Annotated in this window: 17 protein-coding genes; 11 read left to right on the forward strand and 6 right to left on the reverse strand. The window is 69.2% G+C overall.

Going from position 1 to position 18,147, the window contains the following annotated elements:
- The first annotated feature begins 30 nt into the window (after positions 1 to 30).
- The 3 genes from ureG (at position 31) to ABB55_RS18265 (ending at position 1,367) form a co-directional block, all read left to right on the forward strand.
- Complete coding sequence (gene ureG, locus ABB55_RS18255) at positions 31 to 645, forward strand: urease accessory protein UreG (RefSeq protein WP_140939872.1); 615 nt, start codon at positions 31 to 33, stop codon at positions 643 to 645.
- An 89-nt stretch (positions 646 to 734) separates the two neighbouring features.
- Positions 735 to 1,058: a TfoX/Sxy family protein gene (locus tag ABB55_RS18260; protein WP_160321264.1), complete on the forward strand. Its 324-nt coding sequence runs from the start codon at positions 735 to 737 to the stop codon at positions 1,056 to 1,058.
- Positions 1,059 to 1,166: 108 nt separating this feature from the next.
- The gene (locus ABB55_RS18265) at positions 1,167 to 1,367 is read left to right on the forward strand and encodes a hypothetical protein (protein WP_152982095.1); all 201 of its coding nucleotides are present in this window, start codon (positions 1,167 to 1,169) and stop codon (positions 1,365 to 1,367) included.
- 40 nt (positions 1,368 to 1,407) lie between these two features.
- On the opposite strand, the gene tlpA is transcribed toward ABB55_RS18265, so the two are convergent.
- Positions 1,408 to 2,061: a thiol:disulfide interchange protein TlpA gene (gene tlpA, locus ABB55_RS18270; protein ID WP_054360080.1), complete on the reverse strand. Its 654-nt coding sequence runs from the start codon at positions 2,059 to 2,061 to the stop codon at positions 1,408 to 1,410.
- A 68-nt stretch (positions 2,062 to 2,129) separates the two neighbouring features.
- On the opposite strand from tlpA, the gene argH reads away from it, so the two are divergent.
- Positions 2,130 to 3,524 (forward strand): argininosuccinate lyase, encoded by a 1,395-nt coding sequence (gene argH / locus ABB55_RS18275; RefSeq protein WP_054360081.1) that lies wholly within the window; start codon positions 2,130 to 2,132, stop codon positions 3,522 to 3,524.
- Positions 3,525 to 3,639: 115 nt separating this feature from the next.
- Positions 3,640 to 3,864, forward strand: a complete 225-nt coding sequence (locus ABB55_RS18280; RefSeq protein WP_152982096.1) for a hypothetical protein — start codon at positions 3,640 to 3,642, stop codon at positions 3,862 to 3,864.
- A 98-nt stretch (positions 3,865 to 3,962) separates the two neighbouring features.
- Here ABB55_RS18280 and ABB55_RS18285 read toward each other — a convergent pair whose 3' ends face one another.
- Positions 3,963 to 4,289: a hypothetical protein gene (locus tag ABB55_RS18285; RefSeq protein ID WP_054360083.1), complete on the reverse strand. Its 327-nt coding sequence runs from the start codon at positions 4,287 to 4,289 to the stop codon at positions 3,963 to 3,965.
- A 310-nt stretch (positions 4,290 to 4,599) separates the two neighbouring features.
- Between ABB55_RS18285 and ABB55_RS18290 the strand changes: the two genes are divergently transcribed.
- Positions 4,600 to 7,332, forward strand: a complete 2,733-nt coding sequence (locus ABB55_RS18290) for a TIGR02302 family protein (RefSeq protein WP_054360084.1) — start codon at positions 4,600 to 4,602, stop codon at positions 7,330 to 7,332.
- A 129-nt stretch (positions 7,333 to 7,461) separates the two neighbouring features.
- The gene (locus tag ABB55_RS18295; protein WP_054362155.1) at positions 7,462 to 8,760 is read left to right on the forward strand and encodes a M24 family metallopeptidase; all 1,299 of its coding nucleotides are present in this window, start codon (positions 7,462 to 7,464) and stop codon (positions 8,758 to 8,760) included.
- 38 nt (positions 8,761 to 8,798) lie between these two features.
- Here the strand turns inward: ABB55_RS18295 and ABB55_RS18300 are convergent, their stop codons facing one another.
- Positions 8,799 to 9,422: a TetR/AcrR family transcriptional regulator gene (locus ABB55_RS18300; protein ID WP_054360085.1), complete on the reverse strand. Its 624-nt coding sequence runs from the start codon at positions 9,420 to 9,422 to the stop codon at positions 8,799 to 8,801.
- A 190-nt stretch (positions 9,423 to 9,612) separates the two neighbouring features.
- On the opposite strand from ABB55_RS18300, the gene ABB55_RS18305 reads away from it, so the two are divergent.
- The 3 genes from ABB55_RS18305 to ABB55_RS18315 are packed head-to-tail and all read left to right on the forward strand — an operon-like array spanning position 9,613 to position 14,887.
- Entirely contained in the window at positions 9,613 to 10,713 is a 1,101-nt protein-coding gene (locus ABB55_RS18305; RefSeq protein ID WP_083463732.1) for an efflux RND transporter periplasmic adaptor subunit, read from the forward strand.
- Complete coding sequence (locus ABB55_RS18310; protein ID WP_054360087.1) at positions 10,710 to 11,777, forward strand: efflux RND transporter periplasmic adaptor subunit; 1,068 nt, start codon at positions 10,710 to 10,712, stop codon at positions 11,775 to 11,777. The genes ABB55_RS18305 and ABB55_RS18310 overlap by 4 nt, the downstream gene beginning before the upstream one ends.
- Positions 11,774 to 14,887, forward strand: coding sequence for an efflux RND transporter permease subunit (locus tag ABB55_RS18315; RefSeq protein WP_054360088.1), 3,114 nt, complete (start codon positions 11,774 to 11,776; stop codon positions 14,885 to 14,887). The genes ABB55_RS18310 and ABB55_RS18315 overlap by 4 nt, the downstream gene beginning before the upstream one ends.
- A gap of 147 nt (positions 14,888 to 15,034) precedes the next feature.
- On the opposite strand, the gene ABB55_RS18320 is transcribed toward ABB55_RS18315, so the two are convergent.
- From ABB55_RS18320 to ABB55_RS18330, 3 genes are read right to left on the reverse strand one after another with little or no spacing between them, the layout of a single operon-like run.
- Complete coding sequence (locus ABB55_RS18320; protein ID WP_054360089.1) at positions 15,035 to 15,424, reverse strand: response regulator; 390 nt, start codon at positions 15,422 to 15,424, stop codon at positions 15,035 to 15,037.
- Positions 15,425 to 15,447: 23 nt separating this feature from the next.
- A complete protein-coding gene (gene hpt, locus ABB55_RS18325; RefSeq protein ID WP_054360090.1) occupies positions 15,448 to 15,987 on the reverse strand; it encodes a hypoxanthine phosphoribosyltransferase in 540 nt (179 codons plus the stop codon).
- On the reverse strand, positions 15,984 to 17,111 hold the full coding sequence (locus ABB55_RS18330; RefSeq protein WP_054360091.1) for an MJ0042-type zinc finger domain-containing protein: 1,128 nt from the start codon (positions 17,109 to 17,111) through the stop codon (positions 15,984 to 15,986). Before ABB55_RS18330 ends, hpt begins: the two co-directional genes overlap by 4 nt.
- A gap of 190 nt (positions 17,112 to 17,301) precedes the next feature.
- Between ABB55_RS18330 and ftsE the strand changes: the two genes are divergently transcribed.
- On the forward strand, positions 17,302 to 17,961 hold the full coding sequence (ftsE, locus tag ABB55_RS18335) for a cell division ATP-binding protein FtsE (RefSeq protein ID WP_054360092.1): 660 nt from the start codon (positions 17,302 to 17,304) through the stop codon (positions 17,959 to 17,961).
- Positions 17,962 to 18,147: the final 186 nt, after the last annotated feature.

The following is an 18,147-nucleotide window of genomic DNA, read 5'->3' on the forward strand; positions in this document are numbered from 1 at the left end:
GTCGCCGCTCCCGCGACCGCCCGTCCGGCGGTGAAATCTCCCCACGGCCCGCTGCGCGTCGGCATCGGCGGACCGGTCGGGTCCGGCAAGACGGCGTTGATGGATGCGCTGTGCAAGAGCCTGAAGAGCCGCTTCGATCTCGCCGCGATCACCAACGACATCTACACCAAGTGGGACGCCGACTATCTGGTCCGCTCCGGCGCCCTGCCGGCCGAGCGGATCATGGGCGTGGAGACGGGCGGCTGCCCGCATACCGCCATCCGCGAGGATGCCTCGATCAATCTCGCCGCCGTCGCCGAGATGCGCGCCCGCTTCCCCGATCTCGACCTGATCCTGATCGAATCCGGCGGCGACAATCTGGCCGCGACCTTTTCGCCGGAACTGGCCGACATCACCATCTATGTCATCGACGTGGCGGCGGGCGAGAAGATCCCGTCGAAGGGCGGTCCGGGCATCACCCGCTCCGATCTCCTGGTCATCAACAAGATCGATCTCGCGCCGATGGTCGGCGCCTCGCTCGACGTGATGGAGCGCGATGCGCGCCGGATGCGCGGCAGCCGGCCCTTCGTGTTCACCAACATCAAGACCGGCCAGGGCGTCGCCGAGGTCGAGGCCTTCGTGGTCGCCGCCGGCGGCCTGGCCTGACGGCGGTCTCGACCGACGCCCAAACGGGCTCCTGACGCGATCCGTCCGCAGCGTCTGACATGGAAGGCCTTCTCGCAATGGAGGTCCGGATGGGGCACGACAGGACGGAGGCCGAAGGCGGTTCGGGCGGACGGCGGATCGCCGAAATGCCCAATCTCGGCCCGGCCATGGAGCGCTGGCTGGCCGAGGTCGGCATCCGCTCGGAGGCCGATCTCGCCGCGATCGGGGCCGTCGACGCCTTCCGCCGGCTGCGCTTCGCCTTCGGACGGCGGGTGACGCTGAACGCGCTCTACGGCATGGCAGCTGCGCTCGAACGGCGGCCCTGGACCGATCTCGGCCTCGACGAGAAGCGGCGGCTGGCCGCTGCGGCCGGCCTGGAGGCGAGCCCGTGCCGGCCCGGCCACAAAAAATAATCGCGCATCGCAGCGCCGAAAGATTTCGTTTACGAGGATCTGCGATGGTCTGCCTCGGCGGGGATCGAAGGTTTTGCGTGCCCTCGCCCCCTTCATGGGGCTCAGCCGATGGATATGGTTTCGCTCGCGACCACGATGAGCGTCGCGAAGACAGTATCCCGAGCGGATATCATCGCCGCGAAGATGATCAAGGACAATGCCGAGAGCGGCAAGGCTGTGGCCGATCTGCTTCAGTCTGCTCAGGATAATCTTGAGATCCTGACGGCCGCTGCCGGCCAGCCGGGCGCACTCCTTGACGTTACGGTGTGACGAGCACCGGCCTGCTATCCGACATTGAGGGCGTCGCGCCTCACGGCGTCATGGCGGCCGTGATCAGCCGGACCGCATCGGCATGATCCCATTCGGCCGGTCCGTTCATGGTGCCGATCTCGCAGCCGTCCGGCCCGACCAGCATGGTGGTCGGCATGCCGCGCGAGCGGCCGCGCTGCTGCAGGGTCTTGAACAGGCCGATGCTCGGATCGGCATACCAGCCGAGCTTTTCGATCTTGGTATCCTGCAGGAAGCGCTTCGGCTTGTCCGGGTCCTTGGTGTCGAGATTGACCGCGACGACCTGGAAATCCTTCGAGCCGAGCTGGCCCTGCAGCCGGTCGAGCGCCGGCATTTCCAGCCGGCAGGGCACGCACCAGGTCGCCCAGAGATTGAGCAGCACCGTGCGGCCGCGGAAGTCGGAAAGCCGCATCGGCTGCCCGTCCGGCCCGGTGAAGGTCAGGTCGGCGACGGAGAGCGGGCTCGCGGCCGGGATCAGCGAGGCGACATGGCCGCGGGCGAGCGGCGTGATCCGGCCCGCCGCCGCGGTCGATTGCGCGCATCCGGCCTCCGCCGTGGCGTTGCGCTCGAAGCCTCCGATCCCGTATATCGCCCCGACCACGAGCGCCGCGCCGGCCGCGAGCGCTCCGGTCACCAGGGCCAGCATCTTCGGGGATGTCTTCGGGGATTCGGTCATCGCATCATCCGGAATTCACGTCCGGCGCCCGCATGGGGCGGCCGGTCACGGCCAATCGAGGTGGATCCATGTCTAATCGCATGTGGGGCGGACGGTTTTCGAGCGGACCCGATGCGGTCATGGAGGAGATCAACGCTTCCATCGGCTTCGACAAGAAGCTCTATGCCCAGGACATCCGCGGCTCCAAGGCCCATGCGGCCATGCTGGCGGCCCAGGGCATCATTGCCGCGGACGATGCCGAGAAGATCGCGGCCGGTCTAGACACGATCCTGTCAGAGATCGAGAGCGGCACCTTCGAATTCAAGCGCAGCCTCGAGGACATCCACATGAACGTGGAATCCCGGCTCGCCGAACTGATCGGGCCGGCGGCCGGCCGCCTGCACACGGCGCGCTCGCGCAACGACCAGGTCGCCGTCGACATCAAGCTCTGGGTGCGCGACACGCTCGACCATATCGACGGCCAGATCGCCGATCTGATGACCGCGCTCGCCGAGCGCGCGGCCGAACATGCCGGCACCGTGATGCCGGGCTTCACGCATCTGCAGTCGGCCCAGCCGGTGACCTTCGGGCACCACATGCTGGCCTATGTCGAGATGCTGGCCCGCGACCGCGGCCGGATGCGCGATGCCCGCGCCCGGCTCAACGAATGCCCGCTCGGCGCGGCCGCTCTGGCCGGCACCTCCTTCCCGATCGACCGCCATCGGACCGCCGCCGCGCTCGGCTTCGACCGGCCGACCGCCAATTCGCTCGACAGCGTCGCCGACCGCGATTTCGCGCTCGAGGCGCTGTCGGCGGCCTCGATCGCCGCCATGCACCTGTCGCGGCTGGCCGAAGAGATCGTCATCTGGACCTCCGCCCAGTTCCGCTTCGTGAAGCTCTCCGACAAGTTCACGACCGGCTCGTCGATCATGCCGCAGAAGCGCAATCCGGATGCGGCCGAACTGGTGCGCGCCAAGACGGGCCGCATCGTCGGGTCGCTCAATGCGCTGACCATGATCATGAAGGGCCTGCCGCTGACCTATTCGAAGGACATGCAGGAGGACAAGGAACAGATCTTCGACGGGCTCGAATCGCTCTCCCTCGCGCTCGCCGCCATGACCGGCATGATCCGCGACCTGCAGCCCGATCCGGCCGTGCTCAAGGCCGCCGCCGGTTCCGGCTACGCCACCGCGACCGACCTTGCCGACTGGCTGGTCCGCCGGCTCGGCATCCCGTTCCGCGAGGCCCATCACGTGACCGGCCGCATCGTCGCGCTGGCCTCGTCGCGCGAGGTCGGGCTGGATCAGGTGACGCTCGCCGAAATGCAGGCGATCCATGCCGGCATCACCGACGAAGTCTATTCGGTGCTGACGGTCGAACGCTCGGTCGTCAGCCGGACGAGCTTCGGCGGGACCGCACCGGACAATGTCGCGCGCGAGGCCGCCGGCTGGCTTGCCCGCCTGAGGGGCGATGGCGCACGCTGAGCAGCATCCGCCGAAAGCGCAGCCGGCATGATGCGTTTCCGTCGAAATGCATCATGGTCTGGTCTATGATCCGCCGCGTCGCCCGTCCCAGACCTGTCGTCCGAGTTCCGAAGCCATGCGCCACGCCCGACCGGCCCTCGCTCTCGCGGCCCTTCTCGTCGCGGCCCTCAGCCTCGGCGCCTGCGGCCGGCGCGGGGAGCCGCAATTCACGCCCGATCAGCCGCCGAATTCCGAGGTCGCCCTGTCGGGTCCGAAATCCAGCGAGCCGGTCAAGCCGAAGCGGGATTTCGTCCTCGATCCCCTGCTCGGGCCGCGAATCCACAAGCCCGAAGACGAGTGAGCCGGGCGGGCGGAGCCGGCCTGGACAGGCCCGGCAGGAGTCGGCGCGGCACAGGCCGGGCCGGCCGGCGCCGGTCCGCGCCTTCTCGCCCCGGGGACTTACTTGAATTCGATTTTCGAGAAGGCGTCGGTCTCGCCCATGACGTTGCCTTCGCCGTCGACCTGCTTGCCCTGCGTGATGGTGACGCGGACGGCCTTTCCGATCAGCTTTTTCGGGATCTGCGTTTCGTCGTTCCAGGGCTCGCAGGCCTTGGCGGTGCACAGCCCGGTCAGCTTGCGGCCGCCGCTGCGGATGGTCAGGTAGCAGTTGTCGCCGCATTCGAAGGACAGGATGGTGCCTTCCGCCGTGCGGGGCGGCTTGGCCTCCGCGGCAAGGGCGAGCGGCGGCGCCGACAGGATGAGGGCGACGGCAAGGGCGATTCGCATGGGGACCTCTCTGGTTTCCGCAGGGCCGGAGCCGCAGCCTACAGGCTGGTCCGATGACGGCAAGACGGGCGACGGGCCGCGCGGACCGGCGCCGGCCGGCAAGCCCATGATCTCGTTCGGCCCCCGTCTCCCAGCCAAGGTCAGCCGCCGGTCATGCCGGGATCGTGAGCCCGCGCGGCGGCCGGGTCGGTGGACGCGGACGCCCAAGTGTGGAACATTTTCGTGAGCCGGCGGCGCTCGGGGGAGCGCCGGCCGATGGGATCGGACCGGGGGGAGACTGGGGCGAGGGGCCCCAAGCGAGGAGAGGTCGTTGACGACGCGCCCGACCGAAGACCAAGCCCGTGACGGCGGCCGCCCGGCCGGATCCGAAGTCCATTCCGACAGCCTCGATCGCCGCATTGCCGTCGCGGTCCGGCGCGCGCGCCTCGCGCTGCTTTGGGAGGATCTCTGGCCCCGGCTCGCCTGGCCGGCCGGCGTGCTGGCCGCCTTCGTCGCCGTCTCCTGGCTGGGTCTGTGGCTCGCCGTGCCGGATGCCGTTCGGCTGTCGCTGGTCGGCCTGTTCGGCGTCGCGCTGCTGGCCTCCCTGCTCGCCTTCCGCGGTTTCCGCCTGCCGAGCCGCGATCGCGCGCTCGCCCGCGTCGAAACCGTCTCCGGCTATCGTCATCGCCCGCTCGCGGCCTGGGAGGACAGGCTGCCGCCGCAGGCCGACGCCGTCGCGCAGGCGCTCTGGGCCGCCCATCGCGCCCGCCTGTCGCGCAGTCTCGACCGGATGGATGCCGGCCTGCCGCATCCCGGGCTCGCCCGACGCGACCGCTACGCGCTCCGCACCAGCCTCGGGCTGATCGTGTTCGTCTCGCTGTTCACCGGCGCGGGCGAGCGGGTCCCGCGGATCACGGCCGCCTTCTCGGGCGCGGGCCTGCCCGCCGTGGCGCCGGCCCGGCTCGATGCCTGGGTCACCCCGCCCGCCTATACCGGCCGCGCACCGGTCTACCTGACCGGCGAGACCCCGCCGGCGACCGAGCCGGACGGGTCGATCCGCGTGCCGGAAGGCAGCGTCATCGTGGTCCGCGCGCCGTCCTCAGGCCGCACCGGCGCGGAGGTTGCGGTTTCGGTCAAGACCGCCAAGGGCATCGTTGCCGTCGCCCGCAAGGAGCCCGACGCCAAGGACGGCGCCGTCGTCAAGGCGGCCGCCCGGCCCGGGGAGAGGAGCCCCGAGGTGCCGGCGGATTTCGAGCATGCGCTGGCCGAGGCGGCGACCGTGACGGTCGCGCGCGGCGATCGCGCGGCCGCCGAGTGGCGCTTCTCGGTCGACCCCGACCAGGCACCGACCATCCGCCTTCTGGACCGGCCCGAGGTGCAGCGCACCGGCGCCGTCAAGCTCGCCTACGAGGTCTCCGACGATTACGGCGTCGCCGCCGCCGAGGCGCAGTTCGAGCCGGCCGCCGACAGCTTCAAGATCGCGTCGACCGCGCAGGCGGTGCGCCCGCTGGTCGGCCCGCCCGAATTCCCGCTCACCCTGCCGCAGGGCCGCGCGAAGACCGGCCAGGCGCAGACCTTCCGCGATCTCGCCAACCATCCCTGGGCGGGGGCGACCGTCCGCATGGTGCTGGTCGCCCGCGACGACGCCGGCAAGGAGGGGCGCTCGGCGCCGACCGAATTCAAGCTGCCGGCCAAGGCCTTCACCAAGCCGCTGGCGCGCGCGCTCGTCGAGCAGCGGCGCATGCTCGCGCTCGACGCCAATCGGGCGCCGCGGGTGACCGACGCCGTCGATGCGCTGATGATCGCGCCGGAGAAGTTCTACGAGAAGGCGGCCGACTATCTCGGCATGCGGATGGTCCATCGGACGCTGATCAATGCGCGCACCGACGACGACCTGAAGGCCGCGCTCGATCTGATGTGGGCCGTCGCGCTCGGCATCGAGGACGGCGACCTGTCGGCCGCCGAGAAGGCGCTGCGCGACGCCCAGGAGGCGCTCAAGAAGGCGCTGGAGAACGGTGCCTCCGAGCAGGAGATCGCCAAGCTGACGCAGGAATTGCGCGAGGCGCTCGACCGCTATCTGCGCGAACTGGCCCAGCGCGCGCAGCAGAATCCGCAGGCCCGCCTGCCGACCGACCCGAACCAGCGCACCATGCGCAAGCAGGATCTCGACCGGATGCTGAACCGGATCGAGGATCTCGCCCGGACCGGTTCGCGCGACGCCGCCAAGCAGATGCTGTCGCAATTGCAGCAGATGCTCGAGAACCTGCAGGCCGGCCGGCCGCAGCAGGGGCAGCAGGGCGAGCAGAACGAGACCTCGGAGGCGCTCGACCGCCTCGGCGAGATGATCCAGCGCCAGCAGCAGTTGATGGACCGGACCCATCGCGCCGATCCGCGCAACCGCCAGAGCCAGAGCCGCCGCGGGCAGCAGCAGGGCGAAAAGCCCATGACGCCCGAGGAATTCGCCCAGGCCATGCGCGAGCTGCGCGACAAGCAGAAGGAATTGCAGCAGGCCCTGCGCGAATTGCAGGACAAGATGCAGCAGCAGGGCATGGGCCGGCAGGGCCAGGAAGGCAAGCAGGGCCAGCAGGGTCGCCAGGGGCAGCAGGGCCGCCAGCCGGGTCGCGGCCAGCAGGGCGAACGCGGCCAGGGCCAGGGTCAGGCGCAAGGGCAGGGCGAGGGGCCGCTCGGCGAGGCCGACGAGGCCATGGGCGAGGCCGGCGAATCGCTCGGCCAGGGCCGCACCGGTCAGGCCACCGACGCTCAGGGCCGCGCCCTCGACGCGATGCGCCAGGGCGCGCGCGAACTCGCCGACCAGCTCGCCCAGAGCCAGGGACAGGGCCAGCCCGGCGTCGGGCCGGAAGGCCAGTCGTCGATGAACGACGACCCGCTCGGCCGCCCGCGCCGCCATGACGGTCCGGACTATTCCAACACCGTCAAGGTGCCGGACGAGATCGACGTGCAGCGCGCCCGCCGCATCCTGGAGGATATCCGCCGCCGCCTCGGCGAGAACGCGCGCCCGCAATTCGAACTCGACTATCTGGAGCGGCTGCTCAGGAGCGAGTGAGGGACCCGCACGTCCCGGCATCTATCCGCCGGGGCTTGTCGTTTCGGCGACATCGAGCCGACGCAACCGGTCATGCGGGCCGGCGCGGGCGCCGCCACACTGGTCCCGTCCAATCCGGGAGCCGCCGCCATGAGCCGCATTCGCGATGCCGCGCTGAACCGTCCGCTGAACGAACCGGTGCTTCTCGATGCGGCGACGGAGCCGGTCGAGGCGGCGCCGCTCGGGCTCGACATCCGGGCGCGGATCGCCGAGATCGACGAGGCGCGGCTGCGCAAGGACCGGCTGGCCCGGCTGCGGCGCGAACTGGCCAAGCGCGACTATGCCGGCGCGCTGCTCAGCGATCCTATGAACATCCGCTACGCCACCGGCTCGCGCAACATGGCGGTCTGGACCATGCACGCCCCCGGCCGCTACGTCTTCGTGGCGACCGACGGGCCGGTGGTGATGTTCGAATTCGGCACCACCCGCCACCTGACCGAGGGCCTCGACACGATCGACGACCTGCGCACCTCGATCCCCTGGTTCTACTTCCTGGCCGGCCCGCGCACCGAGGAGAAGACCGCGCTGTGGGCCAACGAGATCATCGCCCTGATGGCCGAGCATGGCGCCGGCAACCGCCGCCTCGCCGTCGACCGCTGCGAGCCCTGGGGCGCGCAGCGCCTGGTCGATGCCGGCATCCGGCTCTACGACGCCCAGGAGCCGCTCGAACAGGCGCGCATGATCAAGACGCCGGACGAGATCATGTGCCTGCAGCTGTCGATGGATGTCTGCGACATCGCGGTCGACCGCATCCGCCGGGCCTTGCGGCCGGGCCTGACCGAGAACCAAGTCTGGTCGATCCTGCACGAGACCAACATCGCCCATGACGGCGAATGGATCGAATGCCGCCTGCTCGCCTCGGGCGAGCGCACCAATCCCTGGTTCCAGGAATGCGGCAACCGGGAGATCCAGGCCGGCGACATCGTCGCCTTCGATACCGACATGGTCGGCCCGTTCGGCTATCTCGCGGATATCTCGCGCAGTTTCGTCTGCCCGGACAAGCGTCCGAGCGCCGACCAGCGCGCGCTCTACGAGATCGCCCAGGAGCAGGTGCTGACCAATATCGAGCTGATCCGGCCGGGCCTCGGCTTCCGCGACTTCTCCGAGCGCTGCTGGGCCGTGCCCGAGGCCTATGTGCCCAACCGCTACATGATGATGATCCACGGCGTCGGCTTCGTCGACGAATACCCGACGGTCGCCTATCTGGAGGACTATGCCGACTGGGGTTACGACGGCCATTTCGAGGAGAACATGGTCGTCTGCGTCGAAAGCTATATCGGCGCGGTCGGCGGCCGGGAGGGCGTCAAGCTCGAGCAGCAGGTGCTGATCACCGCCAACGGCGCCGTGCCGATGTCGCGGGCGCCCTTCGTCGACGCGATGGAGCCGTAGCGGCCGCTGGAGGTCCCGCGGAGCCGTCGACGGGGTGCTCAGCGCGGGCTTGCGGTCTTGGCGTCGAAGCCGAAGGCGCCGCCGCGCAGGAGCGCGATCAGGCGATCGATTCGGGCTGCGATTTCCGCCTCGGTCGGTGACCGCTCGAGCGCGATCAGGGTCTTGAAGGCGAAGTCGCCGATCGTGGCGCCGATCAGGATCTGGCCGAGTTCCAGGTCCACAGGTCCGCGGATCATTCCCCGTTCTTGCAGCTTCGAGAGCACCTCTACGAGGATCTGTTCGGCCTGATCGATGCCGCGATCGCCGATGCTCTCGGCCATCTCGGGCGAATGCGGGGCCTCGGCGATGACCAGCCGGGCCAGAGCCAGCTGGCGCGGGTTGAGCAGCACCGCGGACAAATCCGTTAAGACGTTTCGGATAACGTCTGCCCCATCGATGTCATGGTCATCGCCATTCACCATGTATCTTGGGAGCGCACCGATCGCCACGTCGATCAGTTCCGAGAACAGGGCCTGCTTGTTCTCGAAGAACAGGTAGATCGTCTTCTTCGACATGCTGCAGGCGCGCGCCACATCGTCCATGCTGGTCGCGGCGTAGCCGTTGGCGAAGAACAGCTCCTCGGCGGCAGCCAGGATCCGTTGCCGGCGCTCCGCATCGGACAAGGCCGGCGGGCGTCCGGATTTTCGCCTGTCACGAGGCGGTGATGCGGGTGTGTCCATCATCCCTTGACATTTGGAAACCGATCGGTTTCTGTCAATACGGAAACTTATCCGTTTCCAAAACTTTTGCACGCCCGGCGCCGTGATCTCCGGCGCCGGCACCTTTCGGACGGAATTCCGATCGGAGAGAAAGATGGCAGTGACCCTTCGAAACGCGTTGATCGGCCTGTCCGTCATCGCGGCCCCGCTTTTGGCGGCGTGCCAGCCGGACACGTCCGCCCGCTCGGCGCCGCCGCGCACCGTCCGCATCGCCGCCGTCCGGCCTGTCCATGTCGATCAGACGGTGACGCTGACGGGGACGATCGCCGCCCGCACCGAGACGGCCACGTCGTTCCGCACCAGCGGGCGGATCGTGGAGCGGCTCGTCGATGTCGGCGACCATGTCCGAAAGGGCCAGGTGCTGGCCCGTCTCGATACCCGCACCCAGGCCGCCGACGTGCAGTCGGCGCAGGCCGGCGTCGTGGCCGCCGACGCGCAGGTCCGCCAGACGACGGCGGCCTTCGAGCGGTCGCAATCGCTGTTCGCCCAGGGCTTCGCCACGCGGCGCGATTTCGACCAGGCCAACCGGGCGATGAAGGTTGCGCAGGCCAATGCCGATTCGGCACGTGCACAGCTGGCCAGCGCCGAGGAGACGCTCTCCTTTGCCGAGCTGAAGGCGGATGCGGACGGCATCGTCACGTCCCGGCTGCTCGATGTCGGCGAGACCGCACAGGCGGCCAGCACCATGTTCTCGATCGCCTGGGACGGGCCGCGCGACGCGCTGTTCGACATCTACGAAGGCCTGCTTCTGGAGGGCAAGGCCGCCGAGCCGGTCGAGATCGTCGTGCGCCTGGTTGCCGATCCCGCCGTGATGGCCAAGGGGGCGGTCCGCCAGGTGGCGCCGACCGTCGATGCCCAAACCGCAACGGTCCGCGTCAAGATCGGCCTCGACGAGGTTCCCGCCCGCATGACGCTCGGCGCGGCCGTCAGCGGCACGGGCCGCATCGCGTCTCCGCTGGTTTTCGTGCTGCCGGCGGCCGCGCTCACCGCCGACGCCGGCAAGCCGGCCGTCTGGGTCCTCGACCCCGCGACCCGCAGCGTCACGCCGCGCGCCATCGTCGTCCGCTCCTATGGGGCCGATACCGTGATTGCGGACGGTGGCCTGTCGGAGGGAGAGAAGATCGTGGTCGACGGCACCAAGCTGCTGCGGCCCGGACAGACTGTCGCCATCGCAGAGGAGACGGCATCCCGATGATCCGACTCTTTCTCATCGCCGGACTGATGCTGCCGCTCGCCGCCTGCGGGGCCGAGGATCACAAGGCCGAGGCGCCGGTCCGGCCGGTGAAATTCACCGTGATCAAGCCGTTCCGCGATCAGGCCCCGGTCTTCACCGGGGTGGTCCAGCCTCAGGTCAGCACCGACCACAGCTTCCGCCTCCTCGGCCGGATCGTCAGCCGGCCCGTCGATGTCGGCGATACGGTGACCAAGGGCATGCTCCTCGCCACGCTGGACACGCCCGTGCTGCAGAAATCCGTCGATGCCGCCCAGGCGGCGCTGACCGGGGCGAATGCGACGCTCGCCAATGCCATCGGCGCGGAATCGCGGCAGCGGCTGCTGCGCCAGACCAACACGGCGTCCCAGGCCGACCTCGATTCCGCCGAGGAGTCTCTGCAGGCCGCCCGGTCGGCGGCGGTCCAGGCCGCGGCCGCGCTCGAGAAGGCGAACGAGCAGCTCGGCTACGCGCGTCTGGTTGCCGAGTTCGATGGCGTGGTGACGGCCGTCTCGGCCAATGCCGGCCAGGTCGTCGCCGCCGGGCAGGGGGTGGTCAGGGTCGCCAGTCCGGACCTGCGCGATGCCGTCGTCGACCTGCCGGACACGCTGGCCGGCCGCCTGACGCTCGGCGAGCCGTTCCGGGTCGCGCTGCAGCTGAAGCCCAGCATCCAGGCCGACGGCGTCGTTCGCGAAGTCGCTCCGCTCGCCGATGCGGCCACCCGTTCGCGCCGGGTCAAGATCGCCCTGCAGGCTCCCGGCGAGAGTTTCAGACTCGGATCGATCGTGAGCGTGCCGTTTCCAGGCGAAGACGCCGCCTTCCTGGCCTTGCCGAAGACCGCCGTGCTGGAGCGGGACGGCAAGACCTCGGTTTGGGTCGTGCCGGCGGACGGCGATCGCGTGACGGCGCGACCGGTCAAGGTCAGGCCGGCGTCCGACGGGCAATGGGTCGTGCTGGAAGGTCTGAAGGAGGGCGAGCGGGTGGTCACGGCCGGCGTGCACAGCCTCGTCGAGGGGCAAAGGGTCAAGATGGACGGAGCGGTGCGATGAAGGGCTTCAATCTCTCGGCCTGGGCCCTGAACCACCGGTCGCTGCTCTGGTATTTCATGCTGGTCTTCTCGCTGGCGGGGTTCTTTTCCTATCTGAACCTCGGGCGGGAGGAGGATCCGTCCTTCACCATCAAGACCATGATCATCTCCGCGTCCTGGCCGGGTGCCACGGTCGAGGAAACCATCAAGCAGGTCACCGAGCGGATCGAGAAGAAGCTCGAGGAGCTGCCGCAGCTCGACTATACCCGCAGCATGTCGGTGGCGGGCCGGACGATCATCTTCGTCAATCTGCGCGACACGACCAAGGGCCGGGACGTGCCGACCGTCTGGGCGCGGGTGCGCAACATCGTCAACGACATCAAGTCCGATCTGCCGAGCGGCGTGGTCGGGCCGGCTTTCAACGACGATTTCGGCGACGTGTTCGGCAACATCTATGCCTTCACGGCGGATGGCTTCAGCCAGCGCGAATTGCGCGACTATGTCGAGGATGCGCGCGCCAAGATCCTGACCGTGACCAATGTCGGCAAGGTCGATCTGGTCGGTGCCGAAGACGAAGTGATCTATCTGGAATTCTCGCCCCGGCAGCTCGCCGCCTACGGCATCTCCCAGACGACCGTGGTCCAGACCCTCCAGGCGCAGAATGCCGTCACGCCCTCGGGCGTGATCCAGGCCGGGGCCGAACGGGTCAGCGTGCGGGTCAGCGGGCAGTTCGCCTCCGAGGAAAGCCTGCGCAACATCAATCTGCGCGTCAACGACCGGTTCTTCCGGCTGTCCGACGTGGCGACCATCACGCGCGGCTATGCCGATCCGCCGAGCACGCTGTTCCGATACAACGGCCAGCCCGCCATCGGCCTGGCGGTCGGCATGAAGAGCGGCGCCAACCTCCTCGCCTTCGGCAAGGCCCTCGAGACGGAGATCGAACGGATCGAAGCCGAACTGCCGGTCGGCATCTCGGTGCACCTCGTCTCCGATCAGCCGAAGGTCGTGGAAGAGGCGGTGTCCGGCTTCACCAAGGCACTGTTCGAGGCCGTGGCCATCGTGCTCGTGGTCAGCTTCGTCAGCCTGGGCGTCCGCGCCGGCCTGGTCGTGGCGGTCGCGATCCCGCTGGTTCTCGCCATGACGTTCATCATCATGGAGTATTCCGGCATCTCGCTGCAGCGCATCTCGCTCGGCGCCCTGATCATCGCGCTCGGCCTGCTGGTCGACGATGCGATGATCGCGGTCGAGATGATGGTCGCGCGGCTGGAGGCCGGGGACGACCTCAAGAAGGCGGCGACCTACGTCTATACCTCCACGGCCTTTCCGATGCTGACCGGCACGCTGGTCACGGTGGCGGGCTTCATCCCGGTCGGATTGAACAACAGCAATGCCGGCGAGTTCACCTTCACGCTGTTCGTGGTCATCGCCACGTCGCTCGTGCTGTCGTGGATCGTCGCGGTGCTGTTCACGCCGCTTCTGGGCGTCGCCATCCTGCCCAAGACGATGAAGCAGCATCACGGCTCGAAGGGCCCGTTCGGGGTGGCCTTCGCAGCCGTCCTCGATGTCTGCATGCGCTGGCGCTGGCTGACCATCGGCGGCACGCTCGTCACCTTCCTGGTCTCGGTCTACTGCATGCAGTTCGTGCAACAGCAGTTCTTCCCCTCGTCGGACAGAACCGAGCTGATCGTCGACTGGAACCTGCCGCAGAGCGCCGCGATCGCCGAGACGTCGGCCCAGGTGGCGCGCTTCGAGCAGGAGCAGCTGACCGGGAACGACGGCGTCGTTCGTTGGTCGAGCTATATCGGCGAAGGCGCCAAGCGCTTCCTGCTGTCCTTCGACGTTCAGCCCAGCAGTCCATCCTTTGCGCAGACCGTGATCATCGCCAAGGACATCGAGGCGCGAGACCGCCTGAAGACGCAGTTCACGGAGTATCTTCAGAAGACGTTCCCGAATACGGATGCCTATGTGAAGCTGCTGGATATCGGACCCCCGGTCGGGCGTCCGGTCGCCTACCGGGTCAGCGGGCCGGACATCCGCAAGGTCCGCGAGATCTCCATGGCATTCGGCAGCGTCATGGCGAGCAACCCGCATCTGGGCGAGATCATCTTCGACTGGAGCGAACCTGCGCGTGTCGTGAAGGTCGACGTGATGCAGGATCGCGCCCGGCAGCTGGGCATCTCGTCGGAGACGATCGCCTCCCTGCTGAACGGGATCGTCGGCGGGACGACGGTCACGCAGGTGCGCGACGACGTCTACCTCATCGACATCGTCGGCCGGGCCGTCGCCGCGGAACGCAGTTCGGTGGACGGGCTGGCGAGCCTGCAGCTGCCGACCTCGGACGGTCGTTCCGTTCCGCTCGCCGCCGTCGCGACCTTCCGTTACGAGGTCGAGCAGCCGGTCGTCTGGACGCGGTCGCGCGTGCCGACCATCACGGTCCAGGCCGGCATCAAGGATGCGATCCAACCGGCCACGGTGGTCCAGGCTCTCGAGCCGAAGGTCGAGGCGTTCAAGGCGAAGCTGCCCGCCGGCTATCGCATCGAGATCGGCGGTTCCGTCGAGGCGAGCGCCCAGAGCCAGGGTCCGATCGCGGCCGTCGCGCCGTTGATGCTGTTCACCATGGCGACGATCCTGATGATCCAGTTGCAGAGCTTCAGCCGGCTGTTCCTGGTCTTCGCCGTCGCCCCGCTGGCGATCATCGGCGTGGTCGCGGCGCTCCTGCCGAGCGGCGCGCCGATGGGCTTCGTGGCGATCCTGGGCGTGCTGGCGCTGATCGGGATCCTGATCCGCAACTCGGTCATCCTGGTCGACCAGATCGAGACCTTGCGGACCGAGGGCATGGACGCCTGGAATGCGGTCAGGGACGCGACCGAGCACCGGATGCGGCCGATCCTGCTGACGGCCGCGGCCGCCAGCTTCGCGCTCATTCCGATTTCGCGCGAAATCTTCTGGGGTCCGATGGCCTATGCGATGATGGGCGGCATCATCGTCGGCACGGTTCTGACCTTGCTGTTCCTGCCCGCCCTCTATGTCGCCTGGTTCCGGATCGAGGCGCCGCCGAAGCTCTCGCAGCCGTCTCCGGACGCCCATGCGCCGGAGTCCCGTCCGTCGGATGCCGATCCGCTTTCGGCCTGACCGGAGGCACGTCCTGCCCGGGCCGGGGACCGCATGTCGATGGGGAGAAGGGGGCGGCCGATGCGGTCGCCCTCAGGAGGCGAGAAAGGGGCGGCCGATGCGGCCACCCTCAGGTGGGGAGAAGGCCGGCGGCCGATGCGGCCGCCCTCAGGCGACCGCCACCGTGGCGTCCGGCGGGGCCAGTGCGGCGCCGACCGCGCGGCGGATATCGGCCAGGCTGAAGGGCTTCAGGACCACGTCGCGGACCAGGTGGTCGAGCCCATGGGCGCGCTCGCGCTGATCGGCATAGCCGGTCATCAAGAGGAGCGGCAGGTCGGGGAAGTCGCGCGCGGAATTCAGCGCCAGCGCGATCCCGTCCATGACCGGCATCTTGATATCGGACACGATCAGGTCGAAGGCGCCCTTTTCGCGACGCAGGACCTCCAGCGCCGTGGCGCCATCTTCGGTGGGCAGGACCGCATGCCCGTCGAATTCCAGCGCGCGCTTGACGAAAGCGCGCACGGAATCGTCGTCCTCTACGAGGAGTATGCGCGCCATGGCGACGCTCCTTGCCGGCCGAATCAGTCCCCCTCCCTTACATACCCGATAAACGGCAATTCGCGGAAGGCGTGACCGGCATCCATGCCGTAGCCGACCACGAACTTGTCCGGGCAGACGAAGCCGACGAAATCGGCCTCGATGGGGGCGACGCGCTTGCCCGGCTTGTCGAGCAGCACCGCGACGCCGACGCGGGCGGCGCCGCGCTCTGCGATGGTCTGCTTGGCATAGGCCAGCGTCCGGCCGGATTCCAGGATGTCGTCGACCAGCAGGACGTTGCGGCCCTGCACGGCGGTCTCGATGTCGCGGATCACGGTGACCACGCCCGAGGAGGTGGTGCCCTCCCGGTAGCTCGACAGCGACATGAAATCCACCTCCGGCGAGATGCCGGCGAAATGCAGCGCCCGGATCAGGTCGGCGGCGAAGACGAAGCTGCCCTTCAACACCGCCACGACCAGCACGTTCTCGACATAGCCGGCGTCGTGGATCTCCCGGGCCAGAGCGGCATTGCGTCCGGCGATTTCCTCGGCCGGAAACAGGACTTCGATATCGGATGTCTTCATGGATGGGCTGCCTGCCGGCTCCTGCGTTCGGTAAAGCGGATCTGCACGTCGCGCGCATCGTCGGGCGGGGCGGCGAGGCGGGTTCGGAAGCGCACGCTAGCACCGGGTGATACCGAAGTGGCCTTCGGATCGACCGACCAGGCGTAGATTTCCTGCCGGTCGTCGCCGCGCAGGGCGAGCCGGATCGAGGGCAGGGGACGGGCGGCATCGGTCGGATTGCTGATCTCGCCCTCGACGACCAGCACGGGCTGGCCGCTCTCCAGTTCGCGGATGGTCTCGATCTTCTGGAAGACGAGGCCGCGCAGGTTCACCTCGAAGCCGATCGCCCGGTAGAGCCCGGCCATGCTCGGCATGGCCTCCACGATCGCGGAGCGCATCGCGATGGTGACGAGCGGCAGCAGGATGGCGAGGCCGAACAGGCCAAGGCCGATCCAGGGCTTCGCGGCGGTGTAGCTGGCCCGATAGTCGAGATTGGGCAGGCGGATGCGCCGCTTCTGCGGGCGCTTGACCCGGATCGACGGCCGCTTGGCGAGGCTTTCGACATCGCCGTGGCCGTCGGCCTTCGCGCTCGGTTCCGGCGCGCGTCCGCCGGCATCGGATGCCCGCTCGCCCGCGGGGGGCCGGGGTGCCGCTCCGACCGGGACGAGCGCAGCGCGGGCCGATGGCTCGTCCGGGAGGTCGGCCGGGCCGTCGGCGACCGTCGCGAGATCGGTCCCAGCATCCTCGGTCTCTGCGGCCCGGGTCGGCGTCGGGGCGGGTGGTTCGGTCTCGGTCTCGGTCTCGTCGACGGCCGGCGCCGCGTCGCCGCGCGGGCGGACATCCGGTTCGGGGCGGTCCAGGTCGTCCGGAGACGGACGCTCGGGTCGGGGCTGGAGCGGCGACGGGCGGTCGTCCTCGCTCCGCGCGGGTGCGGGGCGTTCCGGCAAGGCGGCGGGTTCGGGCGCCGGCTCGGCGCGGAACGAGGCCTCGCCGTCGCGCCAGGGGTCCTGCGCCGCGGCGTCATCCGCCGGGGTCGCGTGCCAGCGCAGGCCGCAGCGCGCGCAGCGCACGGTCCGTCCCTTCGCCCCGATCTTGTCGGCCGGGACGGTATAGCTGGTGTCGCAGTTCGGGCAGGTGATCCGCATGGGTCTTCTGGCGGCCGAAATCCTCGGGGACGGTCTGGTTTCGCCGCATTAGGCCTGCATAACCCTTGCGTTTTCGGAAACGCGACGCCGCGGACCGGCCCGTGGCACCCCGGCGGCGTTTTGAATAGGATGATGGCGGATCGGGAGTGCCCCGAATCGGCCATCTGCGGCATGCCCGGGAGGGCCGGACGTGATCAAGTTTGAGAATGTGGGCCTGCGCTACGGGATGGGTCCCGAGGTGCTGCGCGATCTCACCTTCGAGATCGCCCCGCGTTCGTTCCAGTTCCTGACCGGGCCTTCGGGGGCGGGCAAGACCAGCCTGATGCGGCTCCTGTTCCTCTCGCTCCGCCCGACGCGGGGCCTGATCACCGTGTTCGGCCACGAGACCTCGCGGCTCGGCCGCGCCGACCTGCCGCAGCTCCGGCGCCGGATCGGCGTCGTGTTCCAGGATTTCCGCCTGCTCGACCACCTGACCACCTACGAGAATGTCGCCCTGCCGCTGCGCGTCGTCGGGCGGGAGGAGGCCGAGTACCGCGCCGACGTGGTCGATCTCCTGAACTGGGTCGGGCTCGGCGAGCGCATGCATGTGCTGCCGCCGGTGCTGTCGGGCGGGGAGAAGCAGCGCGCCGCCATCGCCCGCGCGCTGATCACCAAGCCGGAAGTGCTGCTCGCCGACGAGCCGACCGGCAATGTCGATCCGCCGCTCGCCCGCCGCCTGCTGCGCCTGTTCGTCGAACTGAACCGGCTCGGCACCTCCGTGGTCATCGCGACCCACGACCTGACGCTCATGGAGCAGTTCGACGCCCGTCGGATGATCCTGGCCGACGGCCGCATCCAGATCGACGAGTGAGGCGGCCATGAGCGAACCGGTCGGTCCGGGCGGCGGGGGCGAGGGGGGCGGCGGACGCGGGCCGGACCGGCCGCGCCGCCCCGTGACCACCCCTCTGCCGCCGCAGATGCGCCCGCCGGCCGGAGCGGCGGGCGGCGGCCCGGGCGCGTCCCGGCCGGCCGCCTCCGGCGCCGCGCCGGCCGCCGG

Origin of the sequence: Prosthecodimorpha hirschii, from assembly GCF_001305515.1 — a bacterium.
GTDB lineage: Bacteria > Pseudomonadota > Alphaproteobacteria > Rhizobiales > Ancalomicrobiaceae > Prosthecodimorpha > Prosthecodimorpha hirschii.